Source organism: Rheinheimera sp. (genome assembly GCF_030824435.1).
Lineage (GTDB): Bacteria > Pseudomonadota > Gammaproteobacteria > Enterobacterales > Alteromonadaceae > Pararheinheimera.
Window position 1 is genome coordinate 23772 of record NZ_JAVBXS010000034.1, and the last position, 21139, is coordinate 44910.

A 21139-nucleotide genomic window follows, 5' to 3' on the forward strand; every position below is an offset into this window, starting at 1 on the left:
TTTACCCTTTTATGTCAGCTCAGAGTTTGGCAAAAGCCCGATCAGCAGCGGCAATAGTGGCAGCTAAATCGGCATCGCTGTGCGCCAGGCTTAAAAAACCGGCTTCATAAGCAGAAGGCGCCAGATACACTCCTTCAGCTAACATCAGGTGGAAAAACTTTTTAAAAGCTTCAATGTCACATTGCGTTGCTTCGGCGTAGCTGCTGATGTTTTGTGCTTTGGTGAAAAACAAGCCAAACATGCCACCCACCTGATTCACTGAAAAAGGCACATTGTGTTTGGCGGCCGCAGCTGTTAAACCCGCCAGCAACTGTGAAGTTTTGGCGGTTAATGTTTCATAAACACCGGCTTTGCTGATTTCTTTTAAAGCCGCTAAACCTGCCGCCATGGCAATAGGGTTGCCCGACAAAGTACCGGCCTGATAGACAGGGCCAAGCGGCGCTATATGATGCATAATTTCTTTTTTGCCACCAAAAGCACCCACCGGCATACCACCACCAATAATTTTGCCCAAAGTAGTCAAATCCGGTTTTACACCGTAATAAGCCTGAGCACCACCCAGCGCTACCCGAAAGCCTGTCATTACTTCGTCAAAAATAAGCACAGCGCCATATTGGTCACATAAATCGCGTAAACCCTGCAGATAACCTGGTTTTGGCGGGATACAGTTCATATTGCCTGCTACTGGCTCCACAATGACACAAGCAATATCAGCGCCTTTTTCGGCAAATAAAGCACTGAGTTGTTCAAGGTTATTAAACTCGCAGGTGAGGGTGTATTTGGCAAAATCAGCAGGCACACCAGGGGAATTGGGCACCCCCAAAGTTAAAGCGCCTGAGCCGGCTTTGACCAACAAAGAGTCGGCATGGCCGTGGTAACAACCTTCAAATTTCACTATGGTGTCGCGGCCGGTATAACCACGCGCCAGGCGGATAGCACTCATGGTGGCTTCAGTGCCTGAACTGACCATCCGGACCATTTCCATCGAAGGCACTAAAGATGTAACCAGCTCTGCCATTTCAATTTCAGCAGGGCAAGGCGCACCAAAACTTAAGCCTTTTTCGGCAGCTTTAATCACAGCTTCGCGGATAGCAGGGTGGTTATGACCCAGCAACATCGGGCCCCAGGAGCCGATATAGTCGATATATTGTTTACCATCAACGTCATAAATATAAGCGCCGTCGGCACGGTCGATAAACACCGGTGTGCCGCCCACATGCTTAAAAGCCCGCACCGGTGAATTCACGCCACCAGGTATGGTTTTTTGCGCGCGGCTAAAAAGTTGTTCAGATAAAGTAGTCATTACAAAAATTCCTGAATGCAAAAGCGCAGCTGGTGCTGCGCGTTAAAATGGTTAGCCCTGCAATTTGATTAAATTCAATTCGATGCAGTGCAGGTGCTGCTTAGCCTTTATTGGAATACCCTTTGTTGGAATACCATGGCACATCCTTTTCGTATTTGCTGACCAGGTTTTCTACACCCAAAGTTAAGGCAAATAACGCCATCCGCACCAGCACGCCGTTGTCGGCCTGGCGGAAAATCGCCAGATTCGGGTTTAAATTCAGATCGTTATCCAGCTCATTGGCTTCAAGGCGCGAATCCCGTGGTAGCGGATGCATAATCACCGTATTCGATTTGCAGTGCTGAGTATAAATCTGCTGATTGAGTCTGAACTTACCACGGTATTTATTCGCTTCTTCCTGCGATGGAAAACGCTCTTCCTGAATACGGGTCTGGTACACAATATCGGCATTAATATTACCAGCCAGCTGATCGGTAATAGTCACCTGATGACCGGCATTTTCAATAGTGGCAATAATGTCATCCGGCATCGCCAGCTCGTTTGGCGCTATCAGGGTAAATTTGATGTTTTTATATAAGGCCAGCAGTTTGGACAAAGAATGCACGGTGCGGCCAAATTTTAAATCACCAATCATGGCAATGTGCATACCATCAATTTTTTGTGCTGAAGCGGCCAGCTCACGCTCTATGGTAAATAAATCCAATAACGCCTGAGTCGGGTGTTCATTGGCACCGTCACCACCGTTTAATACCGGCACCCGGCTACCTTCAGCAAATTCAGCCACAGAACCGGCCTGCGGGTGGCGCATCGCTATCACGTCGCTGTAGCTGCTGATGACTCTGGCTGTATCGAATAAAGATTCACCTTTAGACAAAGCCGACGACTGCATACCTGTGGTTTCGCGGACTTCGCCACCCAGCAGGTTAAAGGCACAACCAAAGCTGACGCGGGTACGGGTGCTGGGTTCAAAAAACAGGTTTCCCAGAATGGCGCCGTCCAGCACTGTGGTGCGCTTTTTACGGTAAGCATAAGGTTCCATGCTTTGTGCTATCTGGAAAATATGTTGAATACTGTCGCGGTCGAATTGTTTCACCGAAAGGATATGTTCGCCTTTGAAGCTCATCTTGGGTGCCTATTGCTTGGAGTGACAGAAAGCGGCACTAGGCCGCTGAACTGGCGCGCAGTATAACAAAGTCAGGCGCTAAACACGAAGGGCATCAAACAGGTTTCATCACCGCCAATAAAATAATGGCAAACATCACCAGCACCGGTAATTCATTAAAAATACGGTAAAAACGCGGGCTTTTTTGATTACGGTTGTGTTTAAAGTCGGCCAGCAATTTAAAACAATAACCATGATAACCATACAGAAAAATTACCAGCAGTAGTTTGTAATGCAACCAGTGACTGGCTTTAAACCAGGCGCCGCCATAGCTGTGGATCAAAAGCACACCAAACAACAACGTCAGCACGGCAAAAGGCGTGACAAAATACAATAAGCGCCTTTCCATGGTTTTAAAAATGGCGTCCACTTCAGCCGATTGATTGCCAGCGTGGTAGACAAATAAACGTGGCAGGTAAAAAATTCCGGCAAACCAGGCCACCATAAAACCTATATGCAAACCTTTATACAGTAGTAATAACGACATTGTGGTTCCTGTTACAGTAAATTATTTTGCCGCATCAATAAGCTGCGGACTTGCTCCCACAGCACTAAACCAAGTGGCTGATGTGCGTCTTCATCATCATAAATCAACACAGCGCCTTCACGCTGATCACCAAGTTCAGCAAACACTTCCGCCATAGTGGCCTGATGACTGAGCGCTGCCACAGGTAAAAACTTCAGTGAGCTTTCGCCTGTCATCGACATAGAAACATCATAACTGGCCAGCTGATAATGTTGATCCACGGCATAACTGCGTTTAATCAGCAAAGGTTGTTGCACCGGCATATTGTCCAGTGCCTGAATCACCTGCGCATCTGTTGGATTGTCCAGTACCTGATAATCCTGTTGCAACATGGCAAGTACGCCCACTTTTTGCAGTACATCATCGGCCGGCGATAATTTGTAAGGCAGCTGCATAAAATCCAGTTGTTGCAGGAAGATTGATTTGGTCTGGAAAAACTGCACCGCAGTCACATAAGACGCGGTGATCACCAGCATGGCCGGCACCGCAAGTTCAGGGTTGGCAGCAAGTTCGGTCACTGCCATTAAAGCCGCCAGTGGTGCATGTAAGGTGGCGGCCATCATACCGGCCATGCCAAGCACAGCATAGGTTCCTGCTACTGAATGATCGCCCATCACCAGACCTGGTAAAAAGGCCAATAAAGTGCCCATCACAATACCAATACCAAACACAGGGCCAACAATACCACCGGGCACACCCAGGCCAAGGGCGGCAACGGTCAGAATAATTTTGGCGAGGAAAATAGCAAACAGCAGCGTCAACTCAGCAGGAGCTGTCACCGCATAATGAATAGCACCGGTTTCTGCGCCCAAAGCTTGTGGTACCAGATAACCAATGCCAGCGGTAATAAAAGCAGCCAGACCCAGGCGCAAAGCCAGATGCCAGCTTTTAAAAACGGTCATGGTTTTCATCAGGCTTTTATTAAAAAAAGTGGCAACAACACCCATGGCAATACCGCATAAAGCCAGATAAGGCAGATGCCAGTTACTTAATGAAATCATCGTAATAGAAGCTAAATCATTGCCTTCGCCAAATACAGCGCGGGTGGCAAGAGCACCTGCCATAGAAGCCAGCATAATGGGCACAAACACATGAATACGGTATTCGCGCAGCACCACTTCCATCACAAAAATAACAGCAGCCAAAGGGGTGTTAAAAGAAGCTGAAATACCAGCGGCTATGCCACAACCGGCCAGAATACGGATGCTGTTATAAGGTAAACGCAGATAAGAACCTAGCGTGCTGGCGCCAAAAGCACCCAAATGCACTGAAGGGCCTTCGCGCCCTACCGAAAAACCAGCCGACAATGCGGTAATGCCACCGACAAACTGATGCAGGGTGTTTTTCAGCGGCATCATGCCGTATTTCACTTTAATACGGTGGATCACAAAAGGAATGCCAAGCCGGTAATGGCGCAGGCCAATCAACAAACCCAGCAGGCTGATAAGCACTGCAGCAACAAAAGGCAGCAGCGCCCTTTCAATATCAGGTAGGGTGGTGAAGTCATCACTGTGCTGCAAATACAGCGCCTGAATGCCCATAATGGCAAGGCGGAATAAAATAATGAGGCCAGACGCAATCAGGCCACCGGCAAGGCCAAGCAGACATAATTGCAGAGAGGTGACGGGTAAAGCCAGCCGGCGCCGCAGCGGTGGTAGCCATAAACGCCAGGATTTCATGCTAAAGTACCGGCAAAAAGAAAACTGAATCACTAACATAACACTTTGAGTGCTTTGATGAAACTTCAACAATTAACCTTATGGCTAGGCCTGCACCGGAAGCAGTTATTGATCATAACGGCAACAGCCTGTGTCGCCGCGCTGGCTGGTTGGCGATTAGGCAACCTGGCACTGGTTCAGCAACAACAGCAGTTAAGCACTGAGGTGGAGTTGTTACAGCAACAGTTGCAGCAAAAAGAACAAGCGCTGGCAGCACAAATGAAACAAAGTGATTATTTGACGGCTGAGCTGGCAGTTGAACGCAACACCATAGCGCTGCAACAACAAGATCTAAAAGCTGAACAACAAAAACTGTTTGATACCCGCAAAGAACTGGCGTTTTACCAGAAAATTATTTCGCCGGATTTGCAGGCCAACAGCTTAATTATTGAAAGTTTCAGTCTGACCAAAGGCAGTGCTGTGGGCAGTTATAAATTTAATCTGGTGTTAATAGAGCAGGACAAACAGAAAAATTTTGCCAAGGGCCAGATCAGCCTCAGTCTGAAAGGGGTAAAACAAAACAAAAAAACCAGCATCGATTTGCTCAAACTGGCAGGTTTTGCCAAAGCGGACCGGCGTTTTAGCTTTAAACATTTTCAGATTTTTGAAGGTGAATTTGTATTGCCAGCTGCTTTTGTGCCGGAAGAAGTTGAAGTGACAGTGGCTGTGCCGGCCAGTCGTGGTTTAAAAGCGGCGAAGGTCAGCAAAACCTTATTATGGAATGAAGCACTGCCCGGTGAAATACTTGAATAAATTAGTCAGGTATTAGATAATTTGCGCCCATTTTCCAGCTGAGGTTAAGCAATGTCTGAAGTTCAGGTTCCGATTCAATTTACGGATGCGGCCGCCAATAAAGTGCTTACGCTCATTACTGATGAAGAAAATCCGGCATTAAAACTGCGTGTTTATGTAACAGGTGGTGGTTGTTCTGGTTTTCAATACGGTTTTACTTTTGACGAAAAAGTCAACGATGGCGACTTCACAGTCGAAAAAAACGGTGTGGTGATGGTTGTTGATCCGATGAGTTTGCAGTATTTGATGGGTGGTACCGTCGATTACACTGATGGCCTGCAAGGTAGTCGTTTTATTGTACAAAACCCAAATGCAACCACCACTTGTGGTTGTGGTTCCAGCTTCTCCGTTTAATCCGCTATTTGGCCGGTTCTGAGCCTCATCAGAACTGGTCTGTTCTGTTTGTTTTTCCGGCATTTATTTTTTTGTACCGATAGCTCAGTAGATCTTTCTGCGTTAAGATGTCGCCGATTTTATAACATCAATTTCACAGTTGTGTGTTATTTGCCCTTTACCTGTGTGCTATTTGTACAGTGTTTTGCGGCACGTTTTTAAGTGTTTGTTTATTTCTTGTTTTATATCAGTTAGATAAACTTCGTGGTTGCTGGCAGATACAAATTTTAACGTCTGTAACTGTACGCTCGTCGCATCCTATGGTTTAATTAACTGATATTTATTGCTTATTGGCGCGCCAATAAGGTTTGGATTTTGATTTGGCAGGAAGTGTTTGACATAAAAAAAGCGACTAACGCTGGGAGAAGAAAACGTTATGAAAGGTACTAAAAGCGTCATTTCTGACGAGAACAAAAGACTGTGTTTATGGTTAAAGCGGCAAAGACAGGATAAAGGCCACACCATGCGTAGTCTGTCTGAAGTATTGGGTACCCCACATTCATTTATTGGAAAAGTTGAGAACCAGGAGCGTCGCCTGGATGTGGTGGAGTTTGTCCGGTATTGTCAGGCACTGGAAGTAGACCCAGCGGACGGATTAAGACAGGTACTGAGTCAGGCATAAGACTCGGTAGCTGAAACAAAAAGGCCGCAATGAATTGCGGCCTTTTTGTTTTTGGGTTTTGTCGTCAGGTAATCAATCACCTGGAAAAGACCATATCATTGCACTGCCTGTCGTTTTTTCAGCTGCTTTACGATGGCCCACAATAACAATAATCCAGGGATCACCATCAAGGATGTGATCAGGAAAAACAAGCTCCAGTTGCCACCCAGCATATCCACCATGCTACCGCCCAGTGAAGCCACAGTAGTACGGCCAAAATTGCCAATTGAAGCTAACAGCGCATATTGGCTGGCGGAAAAAGCCACCCCGGTAAAGCTGGTCAGAAAGGCCACAAAAGCGACAATAGAAAAGGCGGTAGTAAAGTTATCCAGTAAAATGGTCCAGAGCAGCAGGTTTTCATCCGGTCCCACCTCTGCAATCCAGGCAAACATCAGGTTGCTGGCGGCCATGGTAATGCCCCCCAATACCAAACCTTTGATCACACCAAAACGCACATTCAGTAAACTGCCAAGCAGGGTAAATGCCATAGTTGCACCCCAGCCAATCAGCTTGGAATATTCGGCAATTTGTTCGTTGCTAAAACCTACTTCACGATAAAACTGAATCGACATCCGGCCCAAAAAGGCTTCACCGAGTTTAAATACAAACACAAAACTAATCAGCAGCAGCGCTAAGGTCATGCCGTTGCGGCGGAAAAACTCAGCAAAAGGTTCCACCACTGTGACAGTAAGCCATAACAGCGCAGGGTGTTGTAATGAATGTTGATAACGTTCAGCGGCTTTTTGCTGTAATAAATCTCTGTTACTGAGTGGCTCTTTGACCATCAGCGTCAGCGCTGCCAGCAACAGCCACATCAACGCCATACCCAGATAAACAGCCGGCCAGCCCCAGCTGTCGGCATAATGGAACGCAAAATAACCGGGCAACGAATAACCAGTCCACCAGCCCATTACACCCAAGGCTGCGGCTGCCGGTAGTTTGTTCTGATTTTGCCCAATAATATCGATGCGATAACCATCAATAGCCACATCTTGTGTCGCAGCGGCTAACGCAATCAGCAAGGCCAATAACGAGGTCCACAACAAACTAAAACCCGGGTTGGTAAAAGCGATAGCACAAGTGGCCAGCATAATGACCAGTTGCATGCTTATTACCCAGCTACGGCGTTGTCCGAGTTTTTGTTGTAAATAAGGTAAATGTAAGCGGTCGACCAGCGGTGCCCATAAAAAATTCAAGGCAAAAACTGCAGTGACTGAGCCAAAATAACCAATAGCAGCGCGCGATAGATTGGCATCTTTTAACCAGCCACTCATGGCAGATCCAATCAGCACCCATGGAAAGCCGGAAGAACAACCAAGCAAGAAAATATAAAACAATCGAATATCACGGTATTGCTGCAAAGCAGCGCGAAAGCCAGTCGGGGCTACAACTTCAGACATGCGGGCATTACTCCAGCGACAGGCGCAGCAAAAGATGATTGGGTGATGAGTGTTGCAGGCTGCACCTTAACAAAGTGCTTGGGTTGATGAAAGTGGCAAGAAGGCAAAAAGCAACGATAAAAAGTGCAAAATGCAATAAGCAAAACCAGAGGTTATTTTTTGTTGTGTTTTTTGGCAGTTGTCAGGGCCTGATGCCAACACAATCGTGGGGTAATCTGGTTTTGCCACGCAGATAACCCAGACAATGTTGCAGCTGACGACGTAACATACGGTCGTGACGCAAGTCTTGTTCAGACCAGAACTCCAGTTGATACAACACATGCCAGAACACCTGTTCGCGGAATGTTGCCGGAATCTGTTGGCTGATTTTTAACTGTGCCCATTCTTCCAGCGTGTCCCAGACGAACAAATGTAATTCGCGATGTGGTAACTGACCACGGAAAAACCGTGACACAAAATAAATCAACTGCTGTGATTTATCGTCGATAAACGACTCTAACATGATGTTTGCCCTGATACCGGCGACCCAGATCGCTGAGGTTAACTTCACTGTTAACGACAAGTCTCTTACTGCAGACTCAATGATCCGACGCCCCATTAGCATTTGCTAAATAAGGGCATCGTTAGGGCAAGTATAGCGGGCTTTATTGGGCTGGCAGTAAAATTACCCTGGTTAATACCAATGGTTTTTTTGGTACGTTTTCCCAGCCTAAGGTTTCGTTGAAACCGGTTTCAAGGGTTTTAATTTTATCAAAGACTTCCGTGCCTTCGACCACAGAGCCAAAGACGGCATAACCCCAGTTTTTACCTGGATCCAGACTTGGATTGTCATTTAAATTAAAGAAAAACTGGCTGGTGCCACTGTGCGGATCATTCTGACGAGCCATAGCAATGGTGTATAAACGGTTTTTTACGCCATTGCCCGATTCATTAAACACAGGTTTTAAATCTTTGACTGGTTTCAGATCTTTGTCATAACCACCACCTTGTAACACAAACTCTGGTTCCAGCCGGTGAAACAAAGTGCCGTCGTATGCTTTTTTCTCGACATAACTTAAAAAGTTATTCACCGTCAGTGGTGCTTTGCTGCGATCCAGCTCAACCACAATATTACCGGCTGTAGTTTCAAAGCGTACCCGTGGGAACAGGTTATCTTTTTGCAAAAACTCACCGGCAGCCTGAACGCCGGTGCTAAGCAAAATAAAAGCGGCTACAAAGCTTTTCCACATCTTTTAATTCCTCAGGAATTCCTGCCAGCTTGGGTCGCGCAGCAGGTTGCCAATGACCTGTTCGGTTAACACTCTGAGTTCACGTTCTGCAACTGCAGTGTCTAACTTAAATGGGCCGGAAAAACTGCTTTTACCGCTGTAACTTTTATTAAAAGAACCAGAATCACGTTCGATCAACACTGTCAGTTCCACATTGTTTTTGACGATGTGTTCAACGGTACGAAGTTCAGCATTGGCTTCAAGCTGGTTAATCTGAATAGTCACTACCACAGGTTCAGCCCCTGACACCTGTGCACCTTGTTTGCTCAGCGCATCGGTCAGTACATCCTGCAGTTGTTGTGGCAGGTTGTTGCTTGTTGGATATGAATTAACCTTGTCACCGTCACGCATAATTAAAGTGCCGTTTGTCGGTCTGTTATCCTGCACATTCAGGCTAAAAGCCACACCGTTCAGCTGATTGCTTTGATTCCAGAACACCTGTGGCGCCACAATAAAGGATGGAACCGGATTGCTGCAGGCGGTCAGCGCCAGCATGGATGCTAAAACTAAAGAACGCATTTTTATTTCCTTTTAATGGCTTCTAAGATGGTAAATTTTGCATTACTGGCCACATGAATACAACCGCCAAACAGTCGGGCCAGTTTTTCGCTGTAGGCCAGATGGCGATTGGCAACGATGCGTAGTCTGCCATTTTTCTTCAACACACGCCGTGCATCAGCGAACATTTGCCAGGCAATATGATCAGTGACAGCATTTTGTTGATGAAAAGGCGGATTACAGATAATAAAATCTGCCGAATTGTCCGCTTGTTGGCTTAAACAGTCATCCACCACAAATTCGGCCTGTGGTAATAAATCAGCCTGGTTGGCCATTAAAGTCAAACGGGCGGAATCAACAGCCATATAAGATTCATCGCTAAACAGCAGCTGCAGTTGTGGTTGCTTTTTTAATAAAGCCAAGCCCAGCACACCATTACCACAACCGAGATCAATGGCTTTTTGGCCTGGCGCACAAACCGGAATATGTTCCAGTAAAAAACGCGCGCCTATATCCAGTTGTTCACGCGAAAACACATTGGCGTGATTGACTACATCAATGCCCTCTGCCGGCCACTGCAATGGAAATTGTGGTGTTAAAGGGCTTGGTTGTGTTGGGTCTATAGTGCTGGTGATTAGCCGGCACTTTTTCACCGTTAAAGAAGCTGTGGTTGGCCCCAGCTCCTGCTGAAAAATAGCCAGCAAATTTGGTGTGATGTCTTTGGCTTTGGCGCTGGCATAAATACGGGTGCTGGCTGGCAGTTGTTGTTTTAACTGCCGCAGCTGATAACGTAAAAAACTGTGATTATTCGGTAGCTTGATCAGCACCATACTGGCCGCAGGTAATGGCTCCAGGCTGCTGATTTGTGTTACCAGTTTCAGGTCCAATTGGTTCTGCGCAAAATTATGTGCAGTCGCCAGTTGCGATAAATAAGAATCCGAACTTTGCACTGGTGCGTATCTGGCTAAAGCACAAGCCAGAGCTCCAAACTGGTCGTTAAGCAGCAACAACTGTTCCTGTTGTGTAGCCAGCATCGGCAACACTGTGTTCAGTAACAACTCGTCAGCTGCATCCCATGCCTGTAAACTACGGTTTTTCTGCTCCGGTGGATAACGATCCAACTGCAGGGTCAGGCCAGCTATCTGGCATAAATTGGTCATAACGTCACAACAGTCAGCAAAAAGGGGGCTATTTTGCCAGACTTGGCCCAGAGCGACAACCAAGCAACAGCGCAGCGGCAGCCACAGCAATTTTTGTTGCCGCAAGCCGAACTCTGGTTGTGGAAACAATGGTTACCCACAGAGCGTGCACAAGCTTATTTCAGCAGACTGCAGCAGGAGCTGAACTGGCAACAACCGCAGTTGTGGCTCTTTGGCAAAGCAGTGTGTATCCCAAGACGGCAGGTCTGGATGGGGGATGCCCATTGCAGCTATCGTTATTCCGGAGTCACTTTTCAGCCAGAACCCTGGCACCCGCTGGTATGGCAGCTGACACTGTGGGTGAACCGCCAACTGAAGCAGCAGTTTAATGCGGTACTGTTAAATTTGTATCAGCAGGGGGATGATCATATGGGGTGGCACAGCGATGATGAACCGGAACTTGGCATTGCTCCTGATATTGCTTCTTTAAGCCTGGGTCAAAGCCGGCGCTTTGATTTAAAACATAAAACAGCAGATCACCAGCTCAGTCTTATGCTGGAAGATGGTGACTTATTACTGATGAGAGCACCTTGTCAGCAGTTCTGGCAGCACAGAGTACCGAAGCAGGCAAAGGCCGGTTCAGCGCGGCTTAACTTAACTTTTCGTTATATCAAATCTGCGCCATAGACTGCCCTAAAGGGCTTTGGCAAGTGAAAATTTATATCTTTTTTTGCGTGCAAACTGCTGCTGACAAGCGACAACACGGCAACTAAAGTACAGATAAACCTGTAAACAGAAGGGACGACAGCAATGTTAATTCACACCTCAATAGAGCAGAAATTGTTAAGCGCCTTCGAGCCGGTTTTTTTGGATGTGATTGATGAGAGTCATATGCATAGCGTAGCTCCGGGGGCCGAGTCACACTTTAAAGTGGTGATAGTAACGCCGGCTTTTGATGGTATGCGATTATTGGCACGTCACAGAGCTGTGAATGCCGTAGTGGCTGCAGAGCTTGCTGAAAAAATTCATGCTTTGGCTTTACACACTTACACGCCAGCTGAATGGTATGAATATTATGCGGAGAAACCACCGGCTTCGCCAAAGTGTTTTGGTGGTTCTAAAAGGGAAAAAGCCGAACTTTAATCGCCAAAATGCCGTAGAGCAGAGTCTCGGTAGACAAAAAGCGCTTCGGCGCTTTTTTTGTGCCCGGTTATGCTGCCATCAGCATTTATGATGAACGCTGACTTCAATGCAATAGCGGCTTTTAACTAAAAAGCGTGACTGCAGCCCTGACTGTCAGCTTGTTGTGCATGCAAACTCAATGAACAGCACTTATGGCCGCAGGAACGACATAAGGATGCTGTGTATCATCCGTGTTGTTGATGTTTTGCTAAACTTCCAGCCATCAGGACCGCCAGAACTATTCAGGGTTACTGCTTTTTCGCTGCAGTTCAATGCTGATCAGACCTGTTTGTCGTGGTAAAGTTTTACACTAACGGCAATTTTCACCAACTACAGGTTCTGTTCTTATGGTTATTCAACCAAAAATTCGTGGATTTATCTGCACCAATGCCCATCCGGTGGGCTGTGCTGAGCATGTGCAGGAACAAATCGATTACGTTAAAAAGCATGGTGCTGTTAGCAACGGACCCAAAAATGTATTAATTATTGGGGCTTCGACAGGTTATGGTCTGGCGTCACGCATTACCGCGGCTTTTGGTTCTGGTGCTAAGACTTTAGGTATTTTTTTTGAAAAAGAAGCCTCTGAAGGCAAAACCGGTTCGGCCGGTTGGTATAACACTGCTGCATTTGAAAAAGCTGCTGATGCCGAAGGTTTATGGAATAAACATTTAAACGGTGATGCTTTTACCGATGAGATGAAATCCAAAGCAATCGACATTATTCAAAGTGAAATGGGTAAAATTGATTTGGTGGTGTACAGCCTTGCCGCACCTCGTCGCAAAGACCCGGTTACAGGCGAAATTTACAGTTCAGTATTAAAGCCAATTGGTCAGGCTTATACCGCCAAAAACCTCAATACCAGTAAACGCGAAATTGAAGAAGTTTCTGTTGAACCGGCCAATGACGATGAAATTTTTAATACGGTCAAAGTGATGGGCGGTGAAGATTGGGAACGATGGTTAGATCAACTGCACGCCGCCGGTGTACTGGCCGAAAATTGCCAGACCGTGGCTTATACCTATATTGGTAAAGAACTGACCTGGCCTATTTATGGTAAAGCCACTATCGGCCGTGCTAAAGAAGATTTAGACCGTGCTGCAACTGCCATCACAACTAAACTGGCCGCGCAAAAAGGTCATGCATATGTGGCTTCATTAAAAGCGCTGGTCACTCAGGCAAGTTCTGCCATTCCAATTATGCCGTTATATATTTCTGTGTTGTACCGGGTGATGAAAGCAGAAGGCAGCCATGAAGGTTGTATTGAACAAATTTACGGTTTGTTCCGCACCGGTTTATACAATGCAGCACGCCAGCTCGACGATGCCGGCCGTTTGCGAATGGACGGTAAAGAGTTATCTGACCACATTCAGGCCAAAGTTGCGGCTTTATGGGCGCAAGTTGAAACACACAACATTGATGAATTAACCGATTATAAAGGTTATCATCAGGAATTCTTACGTTTATTTGGCTTTGGTTACAGCCACGTCGACTACGACGCGGATGTCTCACCGATGGTGACACTGGCTAATTTAGCTTAAGATAATAGAGCCGCCAATTGAGGCGGCTTTTGTTTGCGCAAGTGGGTAACACAAGAATAACAAGAACTGGCAATTTCACGGCAGAATCAGCATAAATGCGGTTAACAGCTTGCACATCCTGCTTTATCAGGCAAAGGATGCAAACTTGACTACACTTGGCTGCAACTGTGCAAAGTGCGGCAGAATTTTGTTATTTATCATAGCTGGCCTGTGGGTTTAATGCTAAAATCCGCCGCTATGTACGTGTATCTGGTGAAATCAGGTTGAGTTTCAGCCCAATTTCGCCAGGTGCGCTGCCAGGCGAGCAGCTGAAAAACCAGGCCCTGTTTCTTCCCGTTAAAGTAGTGCAAGTACGTATGATTAAAATCAAAAAAGGATTGGACATTCCCCTGTCGGGCAGTCCTAAACAAGTGATTCATGACGGCCCTGCTGTCAAATCGGTCGCTGTACTGGGTGAAGAGTATGTCGGTATGCGTCCAACCATGCTGGTTGAGGTTGGCGATAAAGTAAAAAAAGGTCAGGGTCTTTTTGAAGACAAAAAAAATCCTGGTGTCAAATTTACTGCCGCTATTTCCGGTACTGTTACTCACATCAATCGTGGTGCTAAACGTGTGCTGCAGTCTGTTGTCATCGAAGCCGATGGTAGCAATGAAGCTGTTGAGTTTACTGCATTTTCTGCAGACAAACTGACAAGCTTAGACGCTGCAGTGGTGAAGCAACAACTGTTGGATTCTGGTTTGTGGACAGCGTTTCGCACCCGTCCTTTCAGCCAGGTTCCGGCAATTGACAGTACTCCACGTGCGATTTTTGTGACTGCGATGGATACCAACCCTCTGGCCGCGGATCCAACAGTGGTGATTGCCGCTGCTGCTGATGCATTCCAGCATGGTTTGACAGTGTTAACGCAACTCTCAGATGCTAAAGTGTTTTTATGCAAAGCAGCTGGCGCGCAAATCAGTGCCCCAGCCAAAGTGCAGGTAGAAGAGTTTGCAGGCCCACATCCAGCCGGTTTACCAGGAACACATATCCACTATCTTGAACCTGTATCGATGACCAAAATTGTTTGGCACATTAATTATCAGGACGTGATAGCTATTGGTAAATTGTTTACCAGTGGCCAATTGGATACCAGCCGTGTTATTTCGCTGGCCGGTCCTGTAGTGAATAATCCACGTTTAATCAAAACTGTACTTGGTGCTGCGACAGCGGATCTGGTTTCAGGTGAGCTGGCTGAAGGTCAACACCGTATCATTTCAGGCTCAGTGTTAGCAGGTAAAGTTGCCACAGGTGTTCACGCTTACCTTGGTCGTTTCCATAACCAGATTTCCGTTCTGGCAGAAGGTTACGAAAAAGAGTTTTTAGGCTGGATTACCCCTGGTGCTCAGAAATTCTCGGTTACCCGTGCTTATTTGTCGCATTTGTCGCCAAAACGCCTGTTTAACATGACAACCAGCACCAACGGTTCAGACCGCGCCATGGTACCAATCGGCAACTATGAACGTGTGATGCCACTGGATATTTTGCCAACCTTGTTGTTGCGCGATTTATTGGTTGGTGACACTGACGGTGCAATTTCCTTGGGTTGTTTGGAACTGGATGAAGAAGACTTAGCGTTATGTACCTTTGTCTGCCCTGGTAAATATGACTACGGTGTGGCACTGCGCGACGCTCTGACGACCATCCAGAAGGAAGGCTAAGATGAGTTTAAAGCATTATTTAGAAAGTATTGAGCCAAGCTTTGAAAAAGGCGGCAAGTATGAAAAGTGGTATGCCTTATATGAAGCTGTGGCCACTATTCTGTATACACCGGGTAAAGTCACCAAGTCTGCCACTCATGTGCGCGACAGTATTGACCTGAAACGGATCATGATTTTTGTCTGGTTAATGTTATTCCCTGCCATGTTCTTTGGCATGTTTAACATTGGTCACCAGGCTGCATCAGTGTTATCTGCAACTGTCACTCTGCCGGATACCTGGCAAGTGGCTTTATTCCAGATGCTCGGTGGTGAACTGACGGCTGAATCGGGTTGGGGCAGTAAAATGTGGTATGGCGCCTGCTGGTTCCTGCCAATTTATGCCACCGTATTTATTGTCGGCGGTTTTTGGGAAGTGTTATTTGCTTCTATCCGTAAACACGAAATTAACGAAGGTTTTTTCGTTTCTTCTATTTTGTTTGCGTTGATCCTGCCTGCAACTATTCCGCTGTGGCAAGCGGCTTTAGGTATCACCTTTGGTATCGTCATTGCGAAAGAAGTGTTTGGTGGTACTGGCCGTAACTTCTTAAACCCGGCTTTAGCTGGCCGTGCTTTCCTGTTTTTTGCCTATCCGGCACAAATTTCAGGTGACAAAGTATGGACTGTTGCTGACGGTTATGCCGGTGCAACCTGGTTATCAAAAGCAGCCAATGGTGAAGTGACTGATTGGTCTGTTAACCAACAATGGTGGGATGCGTTCTACGGTTTTATCCCAGGTTCTGTTGGTGAAACTTCAACTTTGGCCCTGATGATTGGTGGTCTGGCACTGATTTATTTCCGCATTGCTTCCTGGCGTATTGTTGCTGGTGTGATGGTCGGTACTGTGTTCTTTGCAACTATGTTCAATCTGATAGGTTCTGACACCAACGCTATGTTTGCGATGCCTTGGTACTGGCACGTAGTGCTGGGCGGTTTTGCCATTGGTATGTTCTTTATGGCAACAGATCCAGTGTCTGCTTCATTTACCGACTCTGGTAAATGGGCTTATGGCATTTTAATTGGTTTTATGGTTGTGATGATTCGTGTGGTGAACCCGGCATATCCGGAAGGCATGATGCTGGCGATTCTGTTCGCTAACCTGTTCGCACCATTGTTTGATTTTATGGTTGCACAAGGCAACATCAAGCGGAGGCTGGCACGTAATGTCTAATAATAACGAAAGCATCGGCAAGACCTTCGGTGTTGTGATTGGCTTATGTCTGGTCTGTGCAATTATCGTAGCAACAGCTGCGGTTCAGTTACGTCCAAAACAAGTGGAAAACAAACTGGTTGATGCTCAGAAAAATATTCTGGTGGCAACAGGTTTGTTGACTGGCGACGACGTAAAAACACTGTTTAGTAAACATGTGCAGGAACGTCTGGTTGATTTGGATACCGGTGAATTTGTTGATCAGGATCCGGCTAAATACGACTACCGCAAAGCAATGAAAGACGTAGCCCTCAGTGATGCACTTGCTGCTGCTGATGACAAAGCGTCAATCAAACGTCGCGCTAAAGTTGCGCCTGTTTATTTTGCTTATAACGATGGCATTGAATCAGGCAAGTTGTCAGCCATAGTGCTGCCAGTTCACGGTTATGGCCTTTGGTCAACAATGCATGCGTTTTTGGCATTAGATGTGGATGGCACCACTATTAAAGGGGTGAACTTCTACGAACACGCTGAAACGCCCGGCTTAGGTGGGGAAGTGCAGAATCCAAAATGGGTTGCTCAGTTTGTTGGTAAGAAAATTACTGACGACGCCGGTAATCCAGCTATCAAGGTACTTAAACCAGGTAACGCGGCACCGGATTCTGTCACTGATGTTGATGGTCTGTCTGGTGCGACTTTAACCAGTAACGGTGTTCAATATACGTTCGAATTCTGGACCGGCGCCAAAGGCTTTGCCCCATTCCTGGCTAAAGTTCGTCAAGGAGCATTAAACAATGGCTAATGCAAAAGAAATGAAAGCACTGGTCTTTGGACCTGTGTTTGCTAATAACCCAATTGCATTGCAGGTACTGGGTATTTGTTCTGCGCTGGCAGTAACAACCAAACTGGAAAAAGCCCTGGTAATGGGCGTAGCCCTTACTTTAGTAACGGCTTTCTCCAGTATGTTTATCTCTATGATCCGTAACCATATTCCATCAAGCGTGCGGATCATTGTGCAAATGACCATTATCGCTTCATTGGTTATTGTGGTTGACCAAATTCTGAAAGCTTATGCCTACAACGTGGCTAAAGAGTTATCGGTATTTGTTGGCTTGATCATCACCAACTGTATCGTTATGGGTCGTGCTGAAGCTTATGCGATGAAGAGCCCGCCACTGATGTCGTTCCTGGACGGTATCGGTAATGGTTTAGGCTACACAGTATTACTGGTGATTGTCGCCGTGATCCGTGAATTGTTTGGTTCTGGTACTTTATTTGGTGTTGAAATTCTGCCTTTGATCAGTGCTGGCGGCTGGTATCAGCCAATGGGTCTGTTATTAATGCCACCTAGTGCATTCTTTATTATCGGCCTGTTGATTTGGGTGCTGCGGACTTTCCGTCCTGAGCAACAAGAGAAACACTAAGGAGTCATGACATGGAACATTATTTAAGTTTATTTGTCCGTGCCGTGTTTATTGATAACTTAGCGTTATCTTTTTTCCTCGGTATGTGTACTTTTATCGCAATTTCCAAGCAGGTCAAAACTGCGTTCAGTTTAGGTATTGCTGTGACCGTGGTATTGGCACTGGCAGTTCCGGTGAACCAGATTGTGTACCACAAATTGCTGGCGCCGGGTGCTCTGGCCTGGTTAGGTTTTCCTGATGCAGATCTGAGTTTCCTTGGTTTTATCACTTATATCGGTGTTATTGCTGCGCTGGTGCAGGTGTTGGAAATGTTTCTGGATAAATATGTTCCTTCGCTTTACAACGCGCTGGGGATTTTCCTGCCTTTAATCACTGTAAACTGTGCCATTTTTGGTGGTGTAGCCTTTATGGTTGAGCGTGATTATAACTTTAGCGAAAGTGTAGTGTTTGGTTTAGGCAGTGGTATTGGCTGGACTCTGGCCATCACGCTGATGGCTGCTGTCAGTGAAAAACTGAAATATGCCGACATGCCACATGCGCTGCGGGGTTTAGGTTCGCGCTTTATTATGGTTGGTTTGATGGGATTGGGCTTTATGTCCTTCTCCGGCGTGTCGTTATAAGGCCGATTGAAAGGAAAACATTATGATTGATTCGCAAATTCTGCTGGGTGTTGGCATGTTCACCTTACTGGTGGTTGCTCTGGTTGTCATGATTTTGGCGGCTAAAGCAAAACTGGTATCTTCCGGTGAAATCACCATCAGCATTAACGGTGATCCGGCAAAAGCTATTAAAACAGGCGCTGGCGGCAAACTGCTTGGCGTGTTAGCTGATAAAGGTATTTTCCTGTCATCAGCCTGTGGTGGTGGTGGTTCTTGTGGCCAATGCCGTGTGCATGTGCACTCTGGCGGTGGTGATGTGTTGCCGGTTGAATTTGGCCATCTGACTAAAGGTGAACGTCGTGAAGGTTGTCGTTTAGCTTGTCAGGTTGCTGTCAAAACCGACATGGACATTGAAGTTGAACCGGAAATTTTTGGTATCAAAAAGTGGGCTTGTTCTGTTATTTCTAATGACAACAAAGCAACCTTTATTAAAGAACTGAAGTTGCAGATCCCTGATGGTGAGTCTGTGCCATTCCGCGCTGGTGGTTATATTCAGATTGAAGCACCGGCTCACCATGTAAAATATGCCGACTTTGATATTCCGGCTGAATACCGTGGTGACTGGGAACGCTTTAAGTTCTTCACTTTAGAATCAAAAGTGGATGAAGAAACTATCCGTGCTTATTCAATGGCAAACTATCCGGAAGAAGAAGGCATCATCATGTTAAACGTGCGGATCGCAACACCTCCGCCAAATAACCTGACTTTGCCTTGCGGTAAAATGTCTTCTTATATCTGGAGCCTGAAGGCCGGCGATAAAGTGACTATTTCTGGTCCATTTGGTGAATTCTTCGCTAAAGATACAGACGCTGAAATGGTATTTATCGGTGGTGGTGCAGGTATGGCACCAATGCGTTCACACATTTTTGACCAGCTGCGCCGGTTAAAATCTAAACGCAAAATTACTTTCTGGTATGGTGCCCGCTCTAAACGCGAAATGTTCTATGTAGAAGATTTTGATATGTTGCAGGCGGAAAACGAAAACTTTAAGTGGCACGTTGCGTTGTCTGATCCACAACCGGAAGACAACTGGACGGGTTACACAGGTTTTATCCACAATGTCATTTTTGAAAACTACCTGAAAAATCACAAAGCTCCTGAAGATTGTGAATTTTATATGTGTGGTCCACCAATGATGAATAAAGCTGTTATCAATATGCTGAAAGATTTAGGCGTAGAAGATGACAACATCCTGCTGGATGACTTCGGTGGTTAATCACTGAACACAAAAAAGCCAACCGCTAGGTTGGCTTTTTTTTTGTGTCAGCCACTTTGTCAAAGCAGTATGGTGATGCAAAGCAAAGCAAAGCAAAGCAAAGCAAAGCAAATTGAGTTGGGGTTCAGTCCGGAACATTGTTACAATGCGAGTCGTTATTCGCCAGCGTATCGGGCTTGGCGTTGTGCTGTGATGAGGTTGTTATGGAAATTTTTATTCTTACTTTTATCGTACTGTTGGTTGTTTTTGCGGCCATGGCTATCGGCTACATGGTGCAACGTAAAACAATAGCAGGCAGTTGTGGTGGTTTAGGTGCGTTAGGAATAGAAAAAGCCTGTGACTGTGATACGCCTTGTGAAAAGCGCCAGGAGCGGATGCGCAAAGAAAAAGAGTGGCAGGACAATAAAATTATCTGAGTCTGAAATCAGGCCGGTGTTTTAACCGGCCTTTTTACTTTTAGCGCAACCAACTTAAAACCTTATGTCAGAAACGGTAGCCAATACTGAGCTTGGCTGTAGTAATATTTTCTCCTTTATCAGCAAAATATTGAATTGCTTCAATACGGCCAAACCAATGGTCACTGAAATTACCTTCCACACCTAAACCAAATAATAAATCTGTCGATTTGTCTTTGTAGGCACAACCTGTGGCACGTTGTAACACTGTGCCCTGATTGTTGATAAGACGAAAATCGGCCTGAATATAAGCCGTCTGATTACAAGTACTTTGGCCCTGACTGTAGCTCATAGAGTCGATATCGTTATAGGCAATACCGGCACGATAAAACAGCGTGGCGGCAGGATTAATCGCAGTTTTTCCAAGAGCTGACAGGGTAAATCCCTTGTTCTGATAACCATTGTCCCAGCCAATTTCTGCTGCAGAACTGTTTGAAACTGTATAAGGATGAATCACCTTTTTATCAATCAGCTGGTCATAACTAAATTCAAAATTCCAGCTGTTATTTAGCTGATAACCTATCCCCAAACTACTGCCAGAGCCCTGCCGGTTTATCGGCTTTGCTACTTTACTGTAATAGATGCCGCTCGTCAGATAGATATCTGCACTGCTGTGTGCACTAAAGGTAAAAGCGGCGCTTAGCAGTACAGATATCGCGAGCGTTGTTTGTTTCATGTGGTGCTCCTTGCGTTGTTGCTACATTGATTTGTTATGTTAACTTGTTGCTGTAAATTATTGTTTTTAAATCATTAGCGCAAGATGAACGAGTTGTTTCTCTTGTGTGCCGGCTGTTGTGATGGTGACGGCCATTGTTAAAACTCACCGTGGCGCTCTTTGTAGCGAAGTGCTGACAGCCAGCATCAAGCGCTACAGCTTTCTGACTTGTACTGACTCATTGCGTGCCGGATAATGCCGGTACTT

23 protein-coding genes are annotated in these 21139 nt (G+C 46.1%); 13 read left to right on the forward strand and 10 right to left on the reverse strand.

What is annotated here, in order from left to right; all coding sequences use genetic code 11:
• Positions 1-19: 19 nt before the first annotated feature.
• The 4 genes from hemL to RCH83_RS08725 form a co-directional block, all read right to left on the reverse strand.
• A complete protein-coding gene (hemL, locus tag RCH83_RS08710; RefSeq protein ID WP_306521056.1) occupies positions 20-1303 on the reverse strand; it encodes a glutamate-1-semialdehyde 2,1-aminomutase in 1284 nt (427 codons plus the stop codon).
• Positions 1304-1403: 100 nt separating this feature from the next.
• Complete coding sequence (locus tag RCH83_RS08715; protein ID WP_296295668.1) at positions 1404-2426, reverse strand: aspartate carbamoyltransferase; 1023 nt, start codon at positions 2424-2426, stop codon at positions 1404-1406.
• A gap of 94 nt (positions 2427-2520) precedes the next feature.
• Positions 2521-2952 (reverse strand): CopD family protein, encoded by a 432-nt coding sequence (locus RCH83_RS08720; RefSeq protein WP_306521058.1) that lies wholly within the window; start codon positions 2950-2952, stop codon positions 2521-2523.
• Between the two features lie 11 nt (positions 2953-2963).
• Complete coding sequence (locus RCH83_RS08725) at positions 2964-4670, reverse strand: chloride channel protein (protein WP_306521060.1); 1707 nt, start codon at positions 4668-4670, stop codon at positions 2964-2966.
• A 57-nt stretch (positions 4671-4727) separates the two neighbouring features.
• On the opposite strand from RCH83_RS08725, the gene RCH83_RS08730 reads away from it, so the two are divergent.
• From RCH83_RS08730 to RCH83_RS08740, 3 genes are all read left to right on the forward strand, one after another.
• Positions 4728-5462, forward strand: a complete 735-nt coding sequence (locus tag RCH83_RS08730) for a DUF6776 family protein (protein WP_306521062.1) — start codon at positions 4728-4730, stop codon at positions 5460-5462.
• Between the two features lie 51 nt (positions 5463-5513).
• Positions 5514-5855: an iron-sulfur cluster insertion protein ErpA gene (erpA, locus tag RCH83_RS08735; protein ID WP_306521063.1), complete on the forward strand. Its 342-nt coding sequence runs from the start codon at positions 5514-5516 to the stop codon at positions 5853-5855.
• Positions 5856-6270: 415 nt separating this feature from the next.
• The gene (locus RCH83_RS08740) at positions 6271-6516 is read left to right on the forward strand and encodes a helix-turn-helix domain-containing protein (RefSeq protein WP_306521065.1); all 246 of its coding nucleotides are present in this window, start codon (positions 6271-6273) and stop codon (positions 6514-6516) included.
• A 95-nt stretch (positions 6517-6611) separates the two neighbouring features.
• Here the strand turns inward: RCH83_RS08740 and RCH83_RS08745 are convergent, their stop codons facing one another.
• The 5 genes from RCH83_RS08745 to RCH83_RS08765 all read right to left on the reverse strand — a co-directional run bounded on the left by RCH83_RS08745 (position 6612) and on the right by RCH83_RS08765 (position 10881).
• Positions 6612-7955: an MFS transporter gene (locus RCH83_RS08745; protein WP_306521068.1), complete on the reverse strand. Its 1344-nt coding sequence runs from the start codon at positions 7953-7955 to the stop codon at positions 6612-6614.
• 181 nt (positions 7956-8136) lie between these two features.
• On the reverse strand, positions 8137-8457 hold the full coding sequence (locus tag RCH83_RS08750) for a hypothetical protein (RefSeq protein WP_306521070.1): 321 nt from the start codon (positions 8455-8457) through the stop codon (positions 8137-8139).
• Positions 8458-8599: 142 nt separating this feature from the next.
• Positions 8600-9184 carry a peptidylprolyl isomerase gene (locus tag RCH83_RS08755; protein WP_306521072.1) on the reverse strand — a complete coding sequence of 195 codons (585 nt, stop codon included), beginning with the start codon at positions 9182-9184 and terminating at the stop codon, positions 8600-8602.
• Between the two features lie 3 nt (positions 9185-9187).
• The gene (locus RCH83_RS08760) at positions 9188-9742 is read right to left on the reverse strand and encodes a YajG family lipoprotein (RefSeq protein WP_306521074.1); all 555 of its coding nucleotides are present in this window, start codon (positions 9740-9742) and stop codon (positions 9188-9190) included.
• A 2-nt stretch (positions 9743-9744) separates the two neighbouring features.
• A complete protein-coding gene (locus tag RCH83_RS08765; RefSeq protein WP_306521076.1) occupies positions 9745-10881 on the reverse strand; it encodes a methyltransferase in 1137 nt (378 codons plus the stop codon).
• Positions 10882-10914: 33 nt separating this feature from the next.
• Between RCH83_RS08765 and RCH83_RS08770 the strand changes: the two genes are divergently transcribed.
• The 10 genes from RCH83_RS08770 to nqrM all read left to right on the forward strand — a co-directional run bounded on the left by RCH83_RS08770 (position 10915) and on the right by nqrM (position 20178).
• On the forward strand, positions 10915-11547 hold the full coding sequence (locus RCH83_RS08770; RefSeq protein ID WP_306521078.1) for an alpha-ketoglutarate-dependent dioxygenase AlkB: 633 nt from the start codon (positions 10915-10917) through the stop codon (positions 11545-11547).
• Between the two features lie 123 nt (positions 11548-11670).
• On the forward strand, positions 11671-12003 hold the full coding sequence (locus RCH83_RS08775; protein WP_306521080.1) for a BolA family transcriptional regulator: 333 nt from the start codon (positions 11671-11673) through the stop codon (positions 12001-12003).
• A 386-nt stretch (positions 12004-12389) separates the two neighbouring features.
• Positions 12390-13580: an enoyl-ACP reductase FabV gene (gene fabV, locus RCH83_RS08780; protein ID WP_306521082.1), complete on the forward strand. Its 1191-nt coding sequence runs from the start codon at positions 12390-12392 to the stop codon at positions 13578-13580.
• 263 nt (positions 13581-13843) lie between these two features.
• Positions 13844-15277 (forward strand): Na(+)-translocating NADH-quinone reductase subunit A, encoded by a 1434-nt coding sequence (locus RCH83_RS08785; RefSeq protein WP_306521084.1) that lies wholly within the window; start codon positions 13844-13846, stop codon positions 15275-15277.
• A gap of 1 nt (position 15278) precedes the next feature.
• Entirely contained in the window at positions 15279-16484 is a 1206-nt protein-coding gene (locus tag RCH83_RS08790; protein ID WP_306521086.1) for an NADH:ubiquinone reductase (Na(+)-transporting) subunit B, read from the forward strand.
• Complete coding sequence (locus tag RCH83_RS08795) at positions 16477-17265, forward strand: Na(+)-translocating NADH-quinone reductase subunit C (protein ID WP_306521088.1); 789 nt, start codon at positions 16477-16479, stop codon at positions 17263-17265. The genes RCH83_RS08790 and RCH83_RS08795 overlap by 8 nt, the downstream gene beginning before the upstream one ends.
• The gene (locus RCH83_RS08800; protein ID WP_306521090.1) at positions 17258-17887 is read left to right on the forward strand and encodes an NADH:ubiquinone reductase (Na(+)-transporting) subunit D; all 630 of its coding nucleotides are present in this window, start codon (positions 17258-17260) and stop codon (positions 17885-17887) included. The genes RCH83_RS08795 and RCH83_RS08800 overlap by 8 nt, the downstream gene beginning before the upstream one ends.
• Positions 17888-17898: 11 nt before the next feature.
• Positions 17899-18507, forward strand: coding sequence for an NADH:ubiquinone reductase (Na(+)-transporting) subunit E (nqrE, locus tag RCH83_RS08805; RefSeq protein WP_306521092.1), 609 nt, complete (start codon positions 17899-17901; stop codon positions 18505-18507).
• Positions 18508-18529: 22 nt separating this feature from the next.
• Complete coding sequence (gene nqrF / locus RCH83_RS08810) at positions 18530-19762, forward strand: NADH:ubiquinone reductase (Na(+)-transporting) subunit F (RefSeq protein ID WP_306521094.1); 1233 nt, start codon at positions 18530-18532, stop codon at positions 19760-19762.
• A gap of 203 nt (positions 19763-19965) precedes the next feature.
• A complete protein-coding gene (nqrM, locus tag RCH83_RS08815) occupies positions 19966-20178 on the forward strand; it encodes a (Na+)-NQR maturation NqrM (RefSeq protein WP_306521096.1) in 213 nt (70 codons plus the stop codon).
• Positions 20179-20245: 67 nt separating this feature from the next.
• Here nqrM and RCH83_RS08820 read toward each other — a convergent pair whose 3' ends face one another.
• Positions 20246-20893, reverse strand: a complete 648-nt coding sequence (locus RCH83_RS08820; RefSeq protein WP_306521098.1) for an outer membrane beta-barrel protein — start codon at positions 20891-20893, stop codon at positions 20246-20248.
• Positions 20894-21139 lie beyond the last annotated feature (246 nt).

Excerpts from the sequence above, each read along its gene's own strand:
- RCH83_RS08820 (WP_306521098.1), bottom strand. The coding sequence starts at position 20,893 with ATGAAACAAACAACGCTCGCGATATCTGTACTGCTAAGCGCCGCTTTT.
- RCH83_RS08725 (WP_306521060.1), bottom strand. The coding sequence starts at position 4,670 with ATGAAATCCTGGCGTTTATGGCTACCACCGCTGCGGCGCCGGCTGGCT.
- RCH83_RS08750 (WP_306521070.1), bottom strand. The coding sequence starts at position 8,457 with ATGTTAGAGTCGTTTATCGACGATAAATCACAGCAGTTGATTTATTTT.
- hemL (WP_306521056.1), bottom strand. The coding sequence starts at position 1,303 with ATGACTACTTTATCTGAACAACTTTTTAGCCGCGCGCAAAAAACCATA.
- RCH83_RS08740 (WP_306521065.1), top strand. The coding sequence starts at position 6,271 with ATGAAAGGTACTAAAAGCGTCATTTCTGACGAGAACAAAAGACTGTGT.
- fabV (WP_306521082.1), top strand. The coding sequence starts at position 12,390 with ATGGTTATTCAACCAAAAATTCGTGGATTTATCTGCACCAATGCCCAT.
- RCH83_RS08790 (WP_306521086.1), top strand. The coding sequence starts at position 15,279 with ATGAGTTTAAAGCATTATTTAGAAAGTATTGAGCCAAGCTTTGAAAAA.
- nqrM (WP_306521096.1), top strand. The coding sequence starts at position 19,966 with ATGGAAATTTTTATTCTTACTTTTATCGTACTGTTGGTTGTTTTTGCG.
- RCH83_RS08755 (WP_306521072.1), bottom strand. The coding sequence starts at position 9,184 with ATGTGGAAAAGCTTTGTAGCCGCTTTTATTTTGCTTAGCACCGGCGTT.
- nqrF (WP_306521094.1), top strand. The coding sequence starts at position 18,530 with ATGATTGATTCGCAAATTCTGCTGGGTGTTGGCATGTTCACCTTACTG.
- erpA (WP_306521063.1), top strand. The coding sequence starts at position 5,514 with ATGTCTGAAGTTCAGGTTCCGATTCAATTTACGGATGCGGCCGCCAAT.
- RCH83_RS08715 (WP_296295668.1), bottom strand. The coding sequence starts at position 2,426 with ATGAGCTTCAAAGGCGAACATATCCTTTCGGTGAAACAATTCGACCGC.
- RCH83_RS08795 (WP_306521088.1), top strand. The coding sequence starts at position 16,477 with ATGTCTAATAATAACGAAAGCATCGGCAAGACCTTCGGTGTTGTGATT.
- RCH83_RS08720 (WP_306521058.1), bottom strand. The coding sequence starts at position 2,952 with ATGTCGTTATTACTACTGTATAAAGGTTTGCATATAGGTTTTATGGTG.
- RCH83_RS08745 (WP_306521068.1), bottom strand. The coding sequence starts at position 7,955 with ATGTCTGAAGTTGTAGCCCCGACTGGCTTTCGCGCTGCTTTGCAGCAA.
- RCH83_RS08765 (WP_306521076.1), bottom strand. The coding sequence starts at position 10,881 with ATGACCAATTTATGCCAGATAGCTGGCCTGACCCTGCAGTTGGATCGT.
- RCH83_RS08800 (WP_306521090.1), top strand. The coding sequence starts at position 17,258 with ATGGCTAATGCAAAAGAAATGAAAGCACTGGTCTTTGGACCTGTGTTT.
- RCH83_RS08760 (WP_306521074.1), bottom strand. The coding sequence starts at position 9,742 with ATGCGTTCTTTAGTTTTAGCATCCATGCTGGCGCTGACCGCCTGCAGC.
- nqrE (WP_306521092.1), top strand. The coding sequence starts at position 17,899 with ATGGAACATTATTTAAGTTTATTTGTCCGTGCCGTGTTTATTGATAAC.
- RCH83_RS08730 (WP_306521062.1), top strand. The coding sequence starts at position 4,728 with ATGAAACTTCAACAATTAACCTTATGGCTAGGCCTGCACCGGAAGCAG.
- RCH83_RS08775 (WP_306521080.1), top strand. The coding sequence starts at position 11,671 with ATGTTAATTCACACCTCAATAGAGCAGAAATTGTTAAGCGCCTTCGAG.